This window comes from Arthrobacter crystallopoietes, from assembly GCF_002849715.1.
Taxonomy (GTDB): domain Bacteria; phylum Actinomycetota; class Actinomycetes; order Actinomycetales; family Micrococcaceae; genus Crystallibacter; species Crystallibacter crystallopoietes.
The window spans coordinates 655,115-670,130 of sequence record NZ_CP018863.1; the positions used below are offsets into that span (position 1 = coordinate 655,115).

The 15,016-nt window shown below is 67.6% G+C and carries 12 protein-coding genes and 1 pseudogene; 5 read left to right on the forward strand and 8 right to left on the reverse strand.

Going from position 1 to position 15,016, the window contains the following annotated elements:
• Window positions 1-4: 4 nt before the first annotated feature.
• The 4 genes from AC20117_RS03145 to AC20117_RS03160 form a co-directional block, all read right to left on the reverse strand.
• The gene (locus AC20117_RS03145; RefSeq protein WP_074701026.1) at window positions 5-1,003 is read right to left on the reverse strand and encodes a siderophore-interacting protein; all 999 of its coding nucleotides are present in this window, start codon (window positions 1,001-1,003) and stop codon (window positions 5-7) included.
• Between the two features lie 37 nt (window positions 1,004-1,040).
• Window positions 1,041-1,856 (reverse strand): ABC transporter ATP-binding protein, encoded by an 816-nt coding sequence (locus tag AC20117_RS03150; protein WP_074701025.1) that lies wholly within the window; start codon window positions 1,854-1,856, stop codon window positions 1,041-1,043.
• Window positions 1,857-2,849, reverse strand: a complete 993-nt coding sequence (locus AC20117_RS03155) for a FecCD family ABC transporter permease (protein ID WP_074703256.1) — start codon at window positions 2,847-2,849, stop codon at window positions 1,857-1,859.
• A gap of 251 nt (window positions 2,850-3,100) precedes the next feature.
• The gene (locus tag AC20117_RS03160) at window positions 3,101-4,072 is read right to left on the reverse strand and encodes a FecCD family ABC transporter permease (protein WP_170837990.1); all 972 of its coding nucleotides are present in this window, start codon (window positions 4,070-4,072) and stop codon (window positions 3,101-3,103) included.
• Between the two features lie 341 nt (window positions 4,073-4,413).
• On the opposite strand from AC20117_RS03160, the gene AC20117_RS03165 reads away from it, so the two are divergent.
• Window positions 4,414-5,145: an alpha/beta fold hydrolase gene (locus AC20117_RS03165; RefSeq protein ID WP_074701024.1), complete on the forward strand. Its 732-nt coding sequence runs from the start codon at window positions 4,414-4,416 to the stop codon at window positions 5,143-5,145.
• Between the two features lie 33 nt (window positions 5,146-5,178).
• Here AC20117_RS03165 and AC20117_RS03170 read toward each other — a convergent pair whose 3' ends face one another.
• On the reverse strand, window positions 5,179-6,219 hold the full coding sequence (locus AC20117_RS03170) for an LLM class flavin-dependent oxidoreductase (protein WP_074701023.1): 1,041 nt from the start codon (window positions 6,217-6,219) through the stop codon (window positions 5,179-5,181).
• 216 nt (window positions 6,220-6,435) lie between these two features.
• On the opposite strand from AC20117_RS03170, the gene AC20117_RS03175 reads away from it, so the two are divergent.
• Complete coding sequence (locus AC20117_RS03175) at window positions 6,436-8,388, forward strand: acyl-CoA dehydrogenase family protein (RefSeq protein ID WP_074701022.1); 1,953 nt, start codon at window positions 6,436-6,438, stop codon at window positions 8,386-8,388.
• A gap of 75 nt (window positions 8,389-8,463) precedes the next feature.
• Window positions 8,464-9,555, forward strand: a complete 1,092-nt coding sequence (locus AC20117_RS03180; RefSeq protein ID WP_074701021.1) for a GTP pyrophosphokinase — start codon at window positions 8,464-8,466, stop codon at window positions 9,553-9,555.
• A gap of 30 nt (window positions 9,556-9,585) precedes the next feature.
• Here the strand turns inward: AC20117_RS03180 and AC20117_RS03185 are convergent, their stop codons facing one another.
• Window positions 9,586-10,617, reverse strand: a complete 1,032-nt coding sequence (locus AC20117_RS03185) for a DMT family transporter (RefSeq protein ID WP_139186791.1) — start codon at window positions 10,615-10,617, stop codon at window positions 9,586-9,588.
• A 156-nt stretch (window positions 10,618-10,773) separates the two neighbouring features.
• Between AC20117_RS03185 and AC20117_RS03190 the strand changes: the two are divergent.
• Window positions 10,774-11,522: pseudogene (locus AC20117_RS03190) on the forward strand (MerR family transcriptional regulator).
• 25 nt (window positions 11,523-11,547) lie between these two features.
• Here AC20117_RS03190 and AC20117_RS03195 read toward each other — a convergent pair.
• Together AC20117_RS03195 and AC20117_RS03200 are read right to left on the reverse strand one after the other, a co-directional pair.
• Window positions 11,548-12,324, reverse strand: a complete 777-nt coding sequence (locus AC20117_RS03195) for a gamma-glutamyl-gamma-aminobutyrate hydrolase family protein (protein WP_074701020.1) — start codon at window positions 12,322-12,324, stop codon at window positions 11,548-11,550.
• The gene (locus AC20117_RS03200) at window positions 12,321-13,406 is read right to left on the reverse strand and encodes a glutathione S-transferase family protein (RefSeq protein WP_074701019.1); all 1,086 of its coding nucleotides are present in this window, start codon (window positions 13,404-13,406) and stop codon (window positions 12,321-12,323) included. Before AC20117_RS03200 ends, AC20117_RS03195 begins: the two co-directional genes overlap by 4 nt.
• 191 nt (window positions 13,407-13,597) lie before the next feature.
• On the opposite strand from AC20117_RS03200, the gene AC20117_RS03205 reads away from it, so the two are divergent.
• The gene (locus AC20117_RS03205; protein WP_074701018.1) at window positions 13,598-14,965 is read left to right on the forward strand and encodes a short-chain fatty acid transporter; all 1,368 of its coding nucleotides are present in this window, start codon (window positions 13,598-13,600) and stop codon (window positions 14,963-14,965) included.
• Window positions 14,966-15,016 lie beyond the last annotated feature (51 nt).

Genomic DNA, 15,016 nt, shown 5'->3' on the forward strand with positions numbered 1-15,016 from the left:
GACCTCAGGCTTCGGCCTTGCCCTGCCGCCAGTAACCCATGAACGCCACCTGCTTGCGGTCGATCCCGACGTCCCGCACCAGGTAACGGCGCAGCTCCCGGATGACCGCGGCCTCGCCGGCGATCCAGGCGTAGAACGGCCGGGTGGATTCCACTGTGGTTTCCCACAGGATGACCTTGTCGATGTCGACGTCCTCGGGTTCGTCGCCCTCGCCTTGGCGCAGGCCAGCCCCGGGAACAAGGACGGCGTCCCGCACCGCGGCATCGAGCAGCTCGCCATGCGGGCGGCCACCGCGCGCCAGCCAGCTGATTTCCATGTTGGCCGCCGTCATCAGCTCCTGGAAGTCCGCGGCGTCGGGCACTTCGAGGATGGCGTTGCCGGTCATGTCCGCTGGCAGCGCTGCCAGGATGGCGGCGATCGCCGGGACTGCGGTTTCATCGCCGGCCAGCAGCACGTGCGACGCCAGACCGGGACGCCACTCGATGCCGCCGTAGTTCTTGGCCGTGGTGCAGTTAACGGCGCCGGCATTGGGCCCGATGATCGTGACCCGGTCCCCGGCCACCGCGCGGTCCGCCCACAGCGAAGCCGGCCCGCCGTTGCCGTCGGCGTCGAAATGCATCACGAAGTCGACGTCGAGCTCCGGGATTTCGCCATGGCGGAAGTCGCGGACCGTGTAGGTGCGCATGGAACCGCGCGTGCGCTCGTCGAGGGACAGCCAGTGCTGGTACCAGCCTCCAGTCAGCGCGGTGGCGCCCGGGCCGGATTCCGGCGCGCGGGGGTCACCGAAAGGCGGCAGCGGGATCTCGCGACCGTCAGCATCCAGGTCGGGAACCACCACCTTGATGCGCAGGTCCAGTGTGGGGCCGTCGACGCCGAAGAGCCTGAGGCCTTCTCCGGTGAAGGTGATCCGGCGGAAGTTCGGGGACAGTTCCCGCACGGCTGCGACAGCGACGTCGAAAGCCAGGACGGGGGTGACTGCTGTTTCGGTGGCGAGTGCCGTCATCGTGATTCTCCGTTCGAAGGGGCGTGCTTGGCGGCGGTCATGCTGCGGACGGCATGCTGCCGCCGTTGCTGTGGTGGCGTCCTACCGGGACGACCATCGGCGTGCCGGACACCGGATCGGGAATCACGCGGGATTCGAGCCCGAAGACGTCGGATACCAGTTGCTCGGTCACGACCTCCGACGGCGCTCCCTCGGCCACCACTTCGCCGGCCTTCATGGCGATCAGATGGTCCGCGTAGCGCGCGGCCAGGTTCAGGTCATGCAGCACAATGGCCACGGTGGTTCCCTTGCGCCGGTTCAGATCCGTGACCAGGTCCAGCACCTCGATCTGGTGGGTGACGTCTAGGAAGGTGGTGGGCTCGTCCAGCAGCAGGATGTCCGTTTCCTGGGCCAGGGCCATCGCGATCCAGACCCGCTGGCGCTGGCCGCCGGAGAGCTCGTCCACGTCCCGTGCGGCCAACTCTTCGGTGTCCGTTGCCGCCATGGCCGTGTTGACGGCGTCGTCGTCCTTGGCGGTCCATTGCCGGAACCAGCCCTGATGCGGATAGCGGCCGCGCCCCACGAGTTCGGCGACGCTGATCCCGTCCGGTGCCGTGGGCGTCTGCGGGAGCAGGCCGAGGATCCGGGCCACCTCGCGCGTGGAGCGGGCGTGGATGTCCTTGCCGTCCAGCATCACCGTGCCGGCGGTGGGCTTGAGCAGCCGGGCGAGCCCGCGCAGCAGGGTGGACTTCCCGCAGGCGTTGGCGCCCACAATGATGGACACCTGCCCCGCCGGCAGTTCCACCGTGAGGTCCTGCACCACCGTGCGCTGGTCATAGCCCAGCGTCAGGTTCCGGGACTGGAGAGTGCGCATTTAGCCTCCTCGGCCGACGCGGTTGGTAGTGACCAGCAGCCAGAGCAGGAACGGGGCGCCGAGGGCGCCGGTCACCACTCCCACCGGCAAAGCCGTGCCGTTGGTCAGGAACATTGGAATCAGGTTGGCGGCGGCGAAATCCGCGGCGAGCACGATCACGGCGCCGACACCGGCCGCGGCAACCAGCGAACCGGCGCCGCCCAGCAGCCGGCGGGCAATCGGCCCGGCGAGGAACGCCACGAAAGCCACCGGTCCGGCTGCCGCAGTAGCGACGGCGGCCAGCAGCACCGCGGTGACCACCAGTCCCAGCCGCGCTGGCCCCACGCGAACGCCCAGGCCGGCTGCGGCGTCGTCGCCCATTTCCAGGCCGCGGAGGCTGCGCGAGAGCATCGCCACGGCCGGAAGCAGCAGCACCAGGCTGGCGGCGAGGACGGCCGCACGGTCCCAGTTGCTGGAGTTCAGCGAGCCGTTGAGCCAGACCAGCGCCCCCTGCGCGGTACGGATGTCTGTGCGCGTCATCAGGTAGCCGACCACGGCCTGCATGATCGCGGCGAACCCGATGCCGATCAGGATCAGCCGCGCGCTGGCCCCGCCGGACACGCCGGAGCGGTGCGACACCAGGTAGATCAGCAGGGCGATCACCAGCGCGCCAATCATCGCGGCGGCCGAGACGGCCACGCCGGTCAGCCCGAAGATCACCATGGCGGCCACAGCCGAGGCGCTGGCACCGTAGCTGATCCCGATGATGTCCGGACTGGCCAGTGGGTTGCGCAGCATTGTCTGGAAGATCGCGCCCGCCAGACCGAACGCCACGCCGATCAGCGTGCCGGTCACCGCCCGCGGCAGCTTGTTCTCCATCACGATGAAGCTCGCGCCCGGAATGTCCGCGCCGCCGAGCAGCCGGAAAAAGTCGGGAATGGTCACGGTGTAGCTGCCCAGCAGGACATTGACAAAGAAGAGAACGACGACGGCGGCGCCCAATCCGGCGACCACCGCGCGGCGGCGGCGCTGGCGGTGGCGGCTGGCATAGCGCTGACGGCCCGGACGTGCCGGCTTGCCGGTGGAACCGGAGCCAGCCCCGCCTCTGGAACTGGCACCGGCGGCCTTCCCCGCGCTACCGGAGCCAGCCTCAACTTCGCGAGATCGGTGCTGGCCTGCGGGAACGGTGCTGGTCCGCACCGTTTCCGCAGCCGGGAACCGTTTTGCACTGTCCGGTACCGCCCCTGCGCCCTGCAGAACCTTGCTCACAGTCCCGCCGCCTTCCGCCGCCGGACCAGCCAGATGAAGACGGGTGCGCCGATGATGGCGGTCATGATCCCGGCCTGGACCTCGCCAGGCAGCGCGATCAGCCGGCCCACAATGTCCGCGCCCAGCAGCAGCACCGGCGCCAGCACCAGCGAGAACGGCAGGATCCAGCGGTAGTCCGGCCCGGTGAACGCGCGGACCATGTGCGGAATGACCAGCCCCACGAAGGCAATCGGCCCGGCCAGCGCCGTCGCCGCGCCGCACAAGATGACCACCCCGAGGGCGGTGATGGCGCGGGAGAGGCCCACTTTCTGCCCGAGGCCGCGCGCCACATCGTCGCCCAGCGAAAGGTTGTTCAGGATCCGGCCGGTGAGCAGCGTTATCAGCAGGCCGACGGCAATAAACGGAACGACCGGCAGGATGACGTCCCAGCCGCGCCCGCTGACATTGCCGACCTGCCAGAACCGGAAGGCGTCCAGAGTGTCCTGGCTGCTGACCAGAAAGGCGTTCATGAGCGAGCTGAGGCCGGCGGTGAGCGCCGCGCCGGCGAGCGCCAGTTTGATCGGCGTCGCGCCCTCGCGGCCCAGGCTGGCAATGCCATAAACAACGACGGCGGCAACAGCCGCGCCGACGAAGGCGAACCAGATGTAGCCGGTCAGGTTGCTGATGCCGAAGACGTAGATGCCCGTCACCACTGCGAGCGCAGCGCCGGCGTTCACGCCGAGGATGCCCGGGTCGGCCAGCGGGTTCCGGGCCACGCCCTGCATTGCGGCGCCGGCAACGCCGAGAGCCGCGCCGACCAGCAGGGCCGCCACGGTTCGCGGAATCCGCGAGTGCACCACGGCATGGTCGCCGTTGGCCGGATCGAAATCCGTCAGGGCCGCGATGAGCGTTTCGAAGCTGATGGGCCGGGCGCCGAACGCCAGCGAGGCGAAGCAGACCACGGCGAGTACTGCCAGCACCACGGGGATGCCCGCGAGCGCGCGGCGGTTTCCGGGCTTCGCCGAGGGCCGGGGCACTGCGGCGAGATGCTCGGAACCAGCGGAAGCGCCCTCGGGCACGGGGCCGCGGGGGCGCTGATCGATGCGGGCTGGCACGGACACCTCTGCTCCCACAGTCCACCTCCTGACCTACCGAAAAAGACTTAAGTAAGGCTAGCCTACTGTGGCGCACATTAAGAAACGATTTACTGCCCTAATTGGCGGCCAGTGTTTGCCTGGCCGGGGTTCCCTACCCCACGGCATGCCGCCACTCCCCCGGAAACAGCCACCGGACATCCGCCTCGGACACCAGCCTCGGGCATACTCGAAGCATGTCCGCACCGATCGTCCTGCTGCACGGCTGGGCCTGCCCCGCCAGCTACTGGAATCCGCTCGCCGGCTACCTGCGCGAGGCCGGGCACGAGGTGCTGAACCTGGACCTGCCCGGCTACCGCGGACCGCTGGAACCGGATTTCGAGTGGACGGTGGAAAACGTCGCCGCGGACTTCGCGCTCAGATTCGCCGCCGCCGGACCGGTGCACTGGGTGGGCCACTCGCTCGGCGGCAGCATCGCGGCCACCATCGCCGCCCGTTTTCCGCGTACGACGGCGTCACTCACCTTGGCAGGGATGGTCCCGGTCAAACCGTCGCAGGCAACCGTGGAGCGCCTCACCCGCCTGTTCGGCGGACCGGAACAGCCGGGCGAGGAAGCCGCCGAAGAAATGATCGCCGCCTGGTTCCGCGGCGGCAACGTGCCGCAAGGTGCGGACCTCGAAAGGTTCCTGGCCCCCTTCCGGCTGCCCGCCGCCGTCGTACGTTCGAGCATGCTGGCCGGCCTCACCGGCGCGGCGGAGGATGTGCCGGACACAATCACGGCCCCCACGCTCGTGGTCACCGGAGTCCGGGATGCCACGCGGCCGCCGGACACCGTGCAGGATTTCCTTGCCTCGCACCCCACGTGGCGCCACGCACTGATTCCGGACGCCGGCCATCTGGTGCATTGGGAGCAGCCCGAAGCCTGCGCCGCCGCCATCCTGGACCTGCTGGCAACGGCAGAGGGCTGAGCGGCTGGGGCTGAATGCCGGCCCGGCCAGCGGTTACGGCTGCTTGGCGGGGTGGGTTTCCTTTTGCACCACCGGCATCACTTCGGTGGCGAGCAGCTCAATGGACCGGGCCGTGTCGGCGAACGGCAGGCCGCCCAGGCCCACCTGCGCCATGTAGCGGTCGTGGCCGAAGATCTCGTACTGTTCCATGATCTTATCGATGACCTCCTGCGGGCTGCCGGCGAGCAGGCCGCCGCCGGGCCCGGCCCAGGCCTCGAAGGTTTCACGCGGAAAGTGCCCCATCTTCCGCGGCATATTCTGCTCGAAGTACGCGCGGTAGTACGGGTAGAACGTGTCGCGCGCCTGCTGCGAGCTGGGCGCCACGAAGAAGTGGCCGCCGGTCCCGACGGGCAGAGCGGCGGCATCATGGCCGTGGGCTGCGGCTGATTCGCGGTAGTACTCCACCAGCCGCGCGAAGTGCTGCGGCCCGGACAGCAGTGCCACATACAGCGGCAACCCCAGCCGGCCGGCGCGTTCAAAGGACGCGGGCGTGCCGCCGACGCCAACCCAGACCGACAGCTTCTCCTGCAGTGGGCGCGGAGCGACCTCCATTCCGTGGATGCTGTGGTGGACGTTGCCCCGCCACGTCAGGTTTTCCTGTTCGCGGGCGGCCAGCAGCAGCTGCAGCTTCTCCTCGAACAAGGCATCGTAGTCCGCCATGTCGTAGCCGAACAGCGGATAGGACTCGGTGAAGGCGCCGCGGCCGGCGATGATTTCCGCGCGGCCGTCCGAGATCAAGTCCAGCGTCGCGAACTGCTCGAACAGCCGGACCGGGTCCTGGGTGGACAGGACAGTGACGGCGGTGGCCAGCCGGAGGTTCTTGGTCTCCCGCGCAATGGCAGCGAGCACGACCTCCGGCGCGGAAATGGCGAAATCATGGCGGTGGTGCTCGCCAAGGCCCAGGAACTTGATGCCGGCCTGGTCCGCGATCTTGGCCAGCTCGATCAGCTCGGTCAGCCGCTGGCGGGGCGAGAGGGATTTGCCGCTGTCGATATTGCGGGTGAGTTCGCCGAAGGTAAAAATGCCGAAATCCATGCTGCTCCCGGGTCGGGGTTCCAATTGTCTAATTACTTGAAGCTTCAGCTAATAAGTATTATTCCCCCGCACCTGAACCACGCCGTGTCCGCCACACCTGCCGCACTACCCACAGCCTCGTACCAGGCAGTAACAAAAACGCCTACCCGGGAGTAACATTGAAGGACAGCTAAAGGGTCTCCGGCCTGCCGCAGGCCCTGGTCAAAGGGGACTGCCATGAGCACCGGAACTGAACAGCACCTGCCCACCGGCCAGAGCGCCGACGTCACGGAACGCGACGCACGCGCTGTCGCCGAAGCCGCCCGCGAGGCGGAATGGACGCGGCCGAGTTTTGCCAAGAGCCTCTATCTGGGCCGCTTCGAAATGGACCTCATCCACCCGCACCCGGTGCCCGCACCCGAAGACGCGGCAGCCGGCGACGCGTTCCTGGCACGGCTGGAAAAGTATGCGCGGACGATGGACGGCGCCCGGATCGAACGAGACGCGAAGATCCCGGACGAGTATCTGGCGGAGCTGGCGGAACTCGGCGCGTTCGGCATGAAAATCCCGGTGAAGTACGGCGGTCTGGGCCTGTCCCTGACCTACTACGGCCGCGCACTGATGCTGCTGGGATCCGTGCATCCAAGCCTCGGCGCCCTGTTCTCGGCGCACCTGTCCATCGGCGTGCCGGAGCCCGTCAAGGTCTTCGGCAGCGAGGACCAGAAACAGCGGTTCCTGCCCCGGTGTGCCGCGGGAGCGGTCTCGGCGTTCCTGCTCACCGAGCCCGACGTCGGCTCGGACCCGGCCCGGCTCGGTACCACGGCAACCCCCACCGACGACGGCGAATCGTACGTGATCAACGGCAGCAAGCTCTGGACCACCAACGGGGTCATCGCCGAACTCGTGGTGGTCATGGCCAAGGTTCCGGCGCACGACGGCGGACCGGGCGGCATTTCCGCTTTCGTCGTCGAGGCCGACGCGGCTGGCATCACGGTGGAAAACCGCAATGCCTTCATGGGGCTGCGGGGCATCGAAAACGGGCTAACCCGCTTCGACAATGTCACAGTGCCGGCGGCCAACCGGCTGGGCGGCGAAGGCAAGGGCCTGAAGATCGCGCTGACCACGCTGAACACCGGGCGGCTGGCCCTGCCGGCCCTCTGCGCGGCGTCCGGAAAGTGGTCGCTGAAGATCGCCCGCGAGTGGTCCAACGTGAGGGTCCAGTGGGGCCGACCGGTGGGCCGCCACGAGGCCGTGGGGAAGAAGATCGCCTTTATCGCCGCCACCGCATTTGCCTTGGAGTCGGTTTTCGAGCTGTCTGCGGCGCTGGCCGACGCCGGCATGAAAGACGTGCGGATCGAGGCGGCGCTTGCCAAGCTCTGGTCCAGCGAAATGGCCTACAAAGTTGCGGACGAGCTGGTGCAGATCCGCGGCGGACGCGGCTTCGAGACTGCCGATTCCCTGGCTGCCCGCGGCGAACGGGCCGTGCCGGCCGAGCAGCAACTGCGGGACATGCGGATCAACCGCATCTTCGAGGGCTCCACCGAAATCATGCACCTGCTCATTGCGCGGGAGGCCGTGGACGCCCACCTGGCCGCCGCCGGAGACCTTGCCTCGGCGGACGCCGACCTGGCCGCCAAGGCCCGGGCTGCCATCGGCGCCAGCGGCTTCTACGCCCGCTGGCTGCCGCAGTTGCTGGCCGGGCAGGGAATGAACCCCAAGTCGTACGGCGGATTCGGACGGTTGGCCGGGCACCTGCGGTTCGTCGAGCGGTCCTCGCGGAAGCTCGCCCGGCACACCTTCGCCGGCATGGGCCGCTGGCAGGCCAAGCTGGAACACCGGCAGGTTTTCCTGGGCCGGATCGTGGATATCGGCGCAGAACTCTTTGCCATGGCCGCAGTCTGCAGCAGGGCCGAACTGCTGCGGAGCCAGAATCCTGCCGAAGGAAAGAGCGCCTACGAACTGGCGGATGCCTTCTGCCTGCAGTCCCGCGAGCGCGTCCGGCAGCTGTTCACCGAGCTCTGGCGGAACTCGGACGCCCCGGACCGGCGGCTGGCCGGCAAGGTGCTGGATGGAGACTACGTCTGGCTCGAGCGCGGCGTCATCGATCCCTCCGAAGGAACCGGACCGTGGATCTCCGAGCCGGCTGAAGGCCCCTCCACGAAGGAGGACCAGCACCGAAAGTACCGGTAGGCACCGGAGGACTTGGTAGGTTGTTCGTGGTGCAGCACCCTGCACTGCACTGACGCACGCCCGAGGGAGCCGATCATGGGTACGCATTGGGACCGGCTGGATGATCAGCTGCGCCCGGCCGTCGAAGCCAGCACCAAACAGTTCGAACGTGTGCGCCCCGAGCTCGAAGCAGTCACCCGCGAGATGCGGACGACCATCCGGGATATCTTCCAGGAGACGGAGCTGAAGCCGCTGTTCGTCACGGCACGGACCAAGACCGTCGCCTCGTTCCGGGAAAAGGCTTCCCGCACCCTGCAACCTGCCGTCGCAGGTGATGCGCCGACCCTCGAATACCCCGATCCGCTGCGCGATATGCACGACATGGTCGGTGTCCGGGTGATCGTCAGCCTGCCGCACGAGATCCGCGAGGCGGCCAGCCTGATCAAACGCCAGCGCAGCGAATTCGACATCCGGGCAGACCGGGAGAAGGACATCGGCTCCATCGAGTCCGGCACGTACGGCTACTCCAGCAGGCACCTGCTCATCCGCACCATCCAGAACTCCGCTGTCAAGCGTTTCCAGGAGGCGCTCGGCGAACCGACCAGACCCAACGGCAGCCATGTGTTCGAGGTCCAGATCCGCACCATCCTGGCCCACGCCTGGTCCGAGATCGAGCACGACATCCGGTTCAAAGCCTCCAACCCGCGGGCGTGGAGTCCCTATTTCGACCGGCAGTTCACCGCCACGGCCGCGATGCTCGAGACAGTGGAGTCCACCTTCTCGGAACTGCACGAGCGCTACGAGACAGTCACCGGTTACTGGGACGAGGAGGGGGAAGGCGCAGCGCCGCTGACACCGCGGCGGATCCGCGAAGTGTGGCAGACGCTGCTGCCCCATGTGGACCGCAAGTCCGACGACGACTGGGGCTGGGCCGCCGAGCTCCTGGCCGCACACGGGCTGAAGACCACCACGGATCTCGTCGACCTGCTCCAGGCGGAGGTGATTACCAGGGTCCGCGAGGCGCTGGAGCACCGCTACTCCCCCGGCCCGGACCGGCTGCTCGACGACGTGCTGCTGTGGCGGTTCGGTAAACGCCACATTGAGCTGACCGCCGGCGACGACAACCACCGGCGTGAGAGCCTGCTGCGCCGCTACCGGCAGATGGAAACTTTCCGCTCTACGAGCTAACCAGCCGGGTCGCTGGGCGGAACCGCTCCGCTATCGGCGTGCCCACCCTTTCCCTCGCCACGGCCGGGAGGCGATGACCAGCGCCAGCGAGGTCAGCACGATGCCGGCAACGGTCGCCGCGCCGACGAGGCTTCCGGCCGTGGGCCAGAGGATGTCCAGGACCAGCGAACCCACCAACTGGCCGCCGATCATGCCCAGGCTGGTGAGCAGAACGCCGGTGTTCGCCACGCTAAGCGTCGCAGCGCCCAGCACCAACGTTCCCAGCGGACCGCCTGTGTACAGCCACCACTGCGGGGTGAGGAGTCCGGCCTGCCCGCTGATCGCAGCCTGGACTGTCCAGACCGCCAGCAGCGCCAACGTACCGGCGCCGAAGTTGAACAAGGTGGAGATGACCGGGCTTCCATGCACCGTTGCAATCTGCCCCAGCATGCCCTGCTGCACGCTCTGCATCAGTCCGGCCGCCAGCGGCAGCAGCATGAGCAGGACCAGCAGCCCGGTGTTAAGGGAGTTCCCGAAATGCGGCAGCGCCGCCGTCACCGCGGCCGCCAGGGCCAGCGCAGCCCCGGCGATACGGACACCGTTGACCGGGATCTTCTTCCCCGAGCCAAGCCCCAGCCGGTCGACAACCAGGCCGGAGGCCAGCTGGCCGGTAACCACGGCGATCGTGAACAGCGACAGGCCGATGGGACCAACGGCGACGGTCTGTGTGAAAACGTAAAACGCCCCGATCAGTCCGGCCAGCAAGTACCACGGCGGATACCTCCGTTGCCGGAACAGGCTCGGCATCCGGCCCAGGCGGGCTCGCGCGGATGGAAGAACCGTAGCGAACACCAGCACGGCGATGAAGCCGGTGCCGAAGCTGATCAATGCGGCACCGATCCGGTCCTGCAACTGCACGCCCAGCTCGCTGTTGAGCCGTCCTTGTACCGCCAGTCCGATGCCGCCGAACACAGCCAGCACCAAGGCCAGCGCCGCAGGCACCCGGATGTCTGCGCGGGAGGGGCCTGGACCATGAGGCGCCGCGGCATCAGCTGCTGCACTGCTATCACGGCGTCTGGTCACGCTGTCGATCGTAGCCCCATGCCTCTCCGCCGGAGCCTGCACGAGGGAATTCGGCTGAATTTCCGGCGGGCGGTTGAGCTACCGGAGGGCTTGACCTTGACGTTGCGTCAACACGGATAGTGAAGGATATGGAAAAGGCAGAAGGGAGCCCGCCACATGGAATGGTCCATTCAAGAGGTCGCCAGGGCCGCCGGCACCACCAGCAGGACGCTGCGCCACTATCAGGAGATCGGTCTGCTGGAACCCAGCCGTGTTGGCCACAACGGGTACCGCTATTACGACGACGGCTCCTTGCTGACGCTGCAGCGTATCCTGCTGCTGCGCCAGTTGGGTCTGGGTCTGCCGGAGATTGCCAAAGTAGTGCACGGCCGCACCGAAACGACTGCCGCACTGCGCGGACACCGGAAATCCTGCTGCAGGAACGGGACCGGATCGAACGCCAGATCGCGTCGGTCCGGTCAACAATCAACAAGACGGAAAGAGGCGAGCAGCTGATGGCTGACGAAATGTTCGATGGTTTCGACCACACGAAGTACAAAGAGGAGGTCGAAGAACGCTGGGGTGCGGAGGCCTACGCCGCGGGCGACCAGTGGTGGCGCAATCTAAGTTCGAGCGAACGCACGGCCTGGATGGACCGGACGAAAGACCTCATGGCGTCCTGGACCGCCGCGGCAGCATCGGGCATCCCGGCGGACAGCGATGAAGCCCAGGACCTGGCCCAGCGGCAGTTCGACTGGCTCGCCAGCGCGAACGGCGGCCAGGAAATCCCGTACGGGTACTTCACCGGACTGGGCGACATGTATGTCGCGGACACGCGTTTCGGCGCGAACTACGGCGGCGAGGCCGGTGCTGGATTCGTGCGGGACGCGATGAAAATCTACGCGGACCACCACCTGGCCACGTAGGCCGGGCACACTCCCAGCACCCAGTTCAGGCGAGTCCGGGCGGTTCGGTCCGTTCCCGGCAAGCGGTGACGAAGGCCCCCAGCAGAGCCTCAAGCTGCCCGTCTGGAGTGCCCTCGGCCTCGGGATGCCACTGCACGGCAAGCAGCCACCCCTCGTCACGGCGTGCCAGCTCCACCGCTTCCACCACACCGTCTGGGGCGGCCGCCACTACGCGAAGCCGATCGCCGAGCCGGCGGACGGCCTGGTGGTGCCCGGACCGCACCATCGTTTCGCCCGGGCCGAGCGCTCCGGCCAGCAAGGTTCCGCGGCCGATCGCCACCGGATGGGTGGCCATCGGCGGCCGTTCCTGGTGGATCTTGTGGCGGGACTCCGGCCCCAGGTCTTCGGTCAGGGAACCGGCGAAGGCCACGTTGACGAGCTGCAGTCCGCGGCAGATTCCCAGAACCGGCCGGCCGTTCTCCACGGCGCCGATGACCAGATCGATCTCGGTCTCGTCCGCGGCCGTGTCGACGCAATGCACCGTGGGCTCATCGGTATTGCCGCCGTACCGCGCCGGATCCACGTCTCCCCCGCCGAGGATGAGTACGCCGTCGTAATCCTTGGCGGTGAACACGTGCCCGGAGGCGGAATTGATAACGACGGCGTTGGCCCCGGCAGCGTCCAGGCCTGCGACGGCGCGGCGGGCCAGATCCGCCAGCGTTTCGGAGAACCACGCGGGATGGGAGGCCGAGTCCTGCGCATAGCTGACCGCAATCCTCGGCCGCAGCTGCGTCTGTGCGGAGGCCCCGCCATCGTTGTTCATGCCGGGTAGAGCGGATTGTGGCCGGTACTCACCCGCTCCGAGTCGCGGACCGGTCCGGGTGCGGTGCCGTTGCCGAAGGGGCTGCCGCCGAGCGCCTCGCGGCCGTGGTCGCTCAGCCAGTTGGCCAGGTCCGGGCCCTGCGGGACGATCTGCGTGGGGTTAATGTCCTCGTGCACGATGTAGTAGTGCTGCTTGATCTGCTCGAAGTCGATGGTGTCGCCGAAGCCGGGGGTCTGGAACAGGTCGCGGGCGTAGCCCCAGAGCGCAGGCATCTCCGTGAGCTTGTTCCGGTTGCATTTGAAGTGGCCGTGGTAGACGGGATCGAAGCGCACCAGCGTGGTGAAGAGGCGCACGTCCGCTTCGGTGATGGTCTCTCCCATCAGGTAGCGGCGGGTGGTGAGGCGCTCCTCGAGCCAGTCCATCGCCGTCCAGAGCCGCTCGTAGGCCTTGTTGTACGCCTCCTGCGATCCGGCGAAACCGCAGCGGTAGACGCCGTTGTTGACCTCGGTGAATACCCGCTTGTTCACCTCTGCCATCTCGTCGCGCAGGTGCTCCGGGTACAGCTCCGGCGCGCCGTCGCGGTGGAACTCGGTCCATTCGGTGGAGAAGTCCAGGGTGATCTGCGGGTAGTTGTTGGTCACCACGGCGCCGGAGGCAACATCGACGACGGCGGGAACCGTAATGCCGCGCGGGTAGTCCGGGAAGCGCTTGAAGTAGGCCTGCTGCAGGCGCTCGATGCCCAAGACCGGGTCCTTGCCGCCGTCGTCCAGGTCGAAGGTCCAGCTGCGCGCGTCATGGGTAGGGCCGGGCATACCGATGGACAGCACGTCCTCAAGCCCAAGCAGGCGGCGGACAATGATGGTCCGGTTGGCCCAGGGGCAGGCGCGCGCGGCGACCAGGCGGTAGCGGCCGGGCTCCACCGGCCAGCGGCCTTCGTTGGGGTTGTCGCCGCCGCGGACAATCCTGTCCTCGATGTAATGGGTGTCCCGGGTGAACTCTTCGCCGGTGTGGACGTAGGCCCCCTTGGTGCTGTACTCGGTGGCGGGGGCTGAGTTTTCGGTGCGCGCGCTCGTCTGGCTCATGGTTTCAGCCTATCCCGCAACCGGCGGCAGCTTCCATGGAGGCGGGAATTTGCGGCGTGCGGACGGCCGTATCGCAACCGGGCAGCTCCCGAGATCCCGCGCAAATGTGATACTCGTCGCTAGGGTAAGGGTCTAAGGCAACTAATTGGCGCCCTACGCGCCGACAACGACGTCGCTACGCAGGAGGTTCCATGTCATCTGTAAGCAGCAAGGGAAGAAATCCGGTCTCCGCTTTCATGCGCCCGGTCAATTCGCTGGTGGAGCGGTACATCCCCAGTGCGCTGGTCTTCGCGATCGTGCTGAGCGTGGTCGTGGCCATCATGGCCTTGATCCTCACCGACGCCGGACCGGTCGAGGTCATCAAGGGCTGGGGCGACGGGTTGTCCGGCCTGCTCGCCTTCATGACGCAGATGGCGCTGATCCTGCTGCTGGGCCACACGCTGGCCAATACGCGGCCGGTCAGGAAACTGCTCTCGTTCCTGGGCGGCCTGCCGCGGGGGCCCATCCAGGCCTACGTTTTCGTTTTCGTCATCGCGGCGGTCGCCTCCCTGATCACTTGGGGACTGGGCCTGGTGGTCGGCGCCCTGCTGGCCAAGGAGGTTGCCGCCCAGCTGCGGGCCAAGGGCGTGCGGCTGCACTTCCCGATGCTGGTCGCCGCCGCCTTCTCCGGCTTCGTGGTCTGGCACATGGGCTACTCCGGCTCCGGACCGCTGACCGCTGCCACCGAGGGGTCCTTCCTGGCCGAGCAAATCGGCCGCACCATCCCGGTCAGCGAAACCACGTTCTCGCTCTGGAACATCCTCGCCGCCGTGGCCACCGTCATTGTGGTCGGGGGCGCGCTGGCCCTGGTGGCGCCGCGCGGCGATGACAAAATCGTGGAGCTCGCGGTGGATGCCCGCGAGGGCGAGGCGGATCTGGACGACGAGGTGGTCACGCCCGCCGACCGCGTGGACGCCAGCCGCATCCTGACGCTGGTGGTCGGACTGGCGCTGGTGGCCTACTTGGTGATCCACTTCAGCCAGGGCGGCACGCTGACCCTGGACATTGTGAACTGGTCCTTCCTGACGCTGATCTTCCTGCTGGTGCGCAACCCGTTCGAACTGATCGCGTTGATCAAGAATGCCGCGTCCAACGTCGGTGACATCCTGCTCCAGTTCCCGCTCTACGCCGGCATCATGGGCATCATGACCGCCACCGGGCTGATCACCGTGCTGTCCGATTTCTTCGTGAACGTTTCCACCCCGCAGACCTTCGGCTTCCTCGCCCTGCTCTCCGCCGGGCTGGTGAACTTCTTCGTCCCCTCCGGCGGCGGCCAGTTCGCGGTCCAGGGACCCATCATGCTCGACGCCGCTGCCCGGCTCGACGTGGATCCGGCGGTAGCCATCATGGCCGTGTCCTACGGCGACCAGTGGACCAACATGATCCAGCCGTTCTGGGCGCTGCCGCTGCTTGCCATAGCCGGGCTGAAAATGCGGGACATCCTCGGTTACACCGTTATCACGCTGATCGCTTCCGGACTGGTGTTCTCCGCGACCCTGCTGATTATCGGGGCCGGCTGAGCAAGCCGCGCCGGGTCCCGGTAGCCTGACCGGCCGCCGGGGCCCCAGCGG

What these genes read in the sequence shown, in the direction of transcription:
- AC20117_RS03145 (WP_074701026.1), bottom strand. Translation starts at nt 1,003, where the DNA reads ATGACGGCACTCGCCACCGAAACAGCAGTCACCCCCGTCCTGGCTTTC.
- AC20117_RS03150 (WP_074701025.1), bottom strand. Translation starts at nt 1,856, where the DNA reads ATGCGCACTCTCCAGTCCCGGAACCTGACGCTGGGCTATGACCAGCGC.
- AC20117_RS03165 (WP_074701024.1), top strand. Translation starts at nt 4,414, where the DNA reads ATGTCCGCACCGATCGTCCTGCTGCACGGCTGGGCCTGCCCCGCCAGC.
- AC20117_RS03170 (WP_074701023.1), bottom strand. Translation starts at nt 6,219, where the DNA reads ATGGATTTCGGCATTTTTACCTTCGGCGAACTCACCCGCAATATCGAC.
- AC20117_RS03175 (WP_074701022.1), top strand. Translation starts at nt 6,436, where the DNA reads ATGAGCACCGGAACTGAACAGCACCTGCCCACCGGCCAGAGCGCCGAC.
- AC20117_RS03180 (WP_074701021.1), top strand. Translation starts at nt 8,464, where the DNA reads ATGGGTACGCATTGGGACCGGCTGGATGATCAGCTGCGCCCGGCCGTC.
- AC20117_RS03195 (WP_074701020.1), bottom strand. Translation starts at nt 12,324, where the DNA reads ATGAACAACGATGGCGGGGCCTCCGCACAGACGCAGCTGCGGCCGAGG.
- AC20117_RS03200 (WP_074701019.1), bottom strand. Translation starts at nt 13,406, where the DNA reads ATGAGCCAGACGAGCGCGCGCACCGAAAACTCAGCCCCCGCCACCGAG.
- AC20117_RS03205 (WP_074701018.1), top strand. Translation starts at nt 13,598, where the DNA reads ATGTCATCTGTAAGCAGCAAGGGAAGAAATCCGGTCTCCGCTTTCATG.